Here is a 1,800-nt window from a genome sequence, read left to right as displayed (position 1 = left end):
ATAGCTAAATATCCTATTATCGGGATGATCGTTCGACCGATTCTGTCGCCCTGGTGGCAAAGGATTTATCACAAAACAAAATATGCTAAGACACGCAACCGTTCATACGAAGGATAGGTAATTTACCACGATACAAATTCTGAAAAGACACGAATGCAATCATCAGGATAATGTGTCCGACATGCATGACTGTGTCAGTCATCCGGAAAAGCATATTCACGTTTTTTTGCCACGACTAACCCGGATATTTCATAAAAGTACTCCCTATCTCGCTTGTCCTTTGCCGCTTTATGGGAGTTTTGCTGTACTCCCCGCGCTTCCCTGGGGGGCTAAGGTTTTTTCCTTTCTCCGGGAATCTGTGGCAAGGTTTTTTCTTTGCTGGATCAGTCCCTAACCACCGATAAAGCGGCTCAAACGCCGTTTGAGGTGACGGTTCTCTTGCCGAAGCTGATCCAGTCGTTCCAGTAACTCAATAGCCAGCGCGATACCCGGCCAGTCCACATCAAGGTCCTGATGAAGGCGTACCGCTTTTCGGGTCATCAGCACCATGGCCGGGCTGAATCGCCATTCAACGGGTGAAGTGCCCATGGGTTCTACAATCCCCTGCTCGATAATTTCGATGATGGTCTCTTCTGCTACACCGGTTTGTAGACAGACTTCAGTGAAACTCAGGCAGGTGGTCGGTGTATCGGTCATGAGGCTTCACTCCATTCGGCTCGGGGATCAAAGGGGGCCAGTTCTGCCAGCTGGTGCCAATGCGTTTTAACGTTGTCGTTGTTTTTGGGCATAACAATTTTCAGCACCGCGTAAAGGTCACCCTGTATCTTTTTACCGGGCAGACCCTTGCCTTTTACCCGTAAGCGCTGACCACTCTGACTATTTGGCGGAATGGTCAGATTAATCTTGCCAGACAGCGTTGGCAGCGTCACTTTAGTGCCCAGCGCTGCCTCCCAGGGCGCGAGGGGAAGGGTGATCATCAGGTTATGTCCTTCCACATCGAACAGTGGATGGGGGACCAGCCTGATGCGCAAATACAGATCGCCATTGCCACCATCCCCGATGCCCGGGCTGCCCTGACCTTTCAGCCGGATCAGCTCACCATCGGTTACGCCGGGGGGAATTTTTACCTTGAGGGTTTTAGTCACCTCGGTCACGTACCCTCGCTCATCATAATGGGGCAGGCTGCAGGAAATGGTTTTGCGCTCATCACTGAGGGTATCTTCAAGAAAAACAGGCATCTCTGTTTCGATATCCTGTCCTCGCCGGCTATACGTCCTTCGTCGTCCAAAATGACTGGCGTCAGGGCCACTGCCAAAGATAGACGAGAAGAAGTCTGAAAAATCCCCCTGGAAATGGTGTCCACTGTCGCTCCCGGACCCGAAAGGTTCCCAGCCCGGAGGTGGTTGAAAACCTTGTTGAGACCCACCGTACTGACGAATTTCGTCGTATTGCGCACGTTTTGCGTCGTCTTTCAGTACTTCATAGGCTTCAGCAACCTCCTTGAACTGATTTTCAGCATCATGGTGATCACTGACATCCGGGTGATACTTCCTGGCCAGCTTTCGGTAGGCATTTTTTATGGCCTTGTTATCAGCATCAGGCTCTACACCCAGAATCTTGTAGTAGTCTTTGAATTCCATAGTGCATCCAGAAGGGGATTGCGAAAGGCAGAATGATAACGTCGTGAGCACACTATAGACCAAAGAGGGACTTGGGAGAGGTTATCGATGTTCTGAACGGGCTGTCCCGGGAGGCTGTCCGAGAATAGCGCCCGTAGCGAGGATGGCAGAAAATTGAGGA

General features: G+C 50.8%; 2 protein-coding genes. Both read right to left on the bottom strand.

The window, feature by feature from the left end; genetic code table 11:
- Nucleotides 1-390: 390 nt before the first annotated feature.
- Nucleotides 391-696, bottom strand: a complete 306-nt coding sequence (locus KDK14_RS20890) for a chaperone modulator CbpM (protein WP_257267174.1) — start codon at nucleotides 694-696, stop codon at nucleotides 391-393.
- Complete coding sequence (gene cbpA / locus KDK14_RS20885) at nucleotides 693-1,640, bottom strand: curved DNA-binding protein (RefSeq protein ID WP_257267173.1); 948 nt, start codon at nucleotides 1,638-1,640, stop codon at nucleotides 693-695. Before cbpA ends, KDK14_RS20890 begins: the two co-directional genes overlap by 4 nt.
- Between the last annotated feature and the right edge of the window lie 160 nt (nucleotides 1,641-1,800).

It is taken from the genome of Endozoicomonas sp. ONNA2 (assembly GCF_024606365.1).
In the GTDB taxonomy this organism is placed as follows: Bacteria; Pseudomonadota; Gammaproteobacteria; order Pseudomonadales; family Endozoicomonadaceae; genus Endozoicomonas.
The sequence above is the reverse complement of the archived record's forward strand: the minus strand, read 5'-3'. Positions and strand labels throughout refer to the sequence as shown.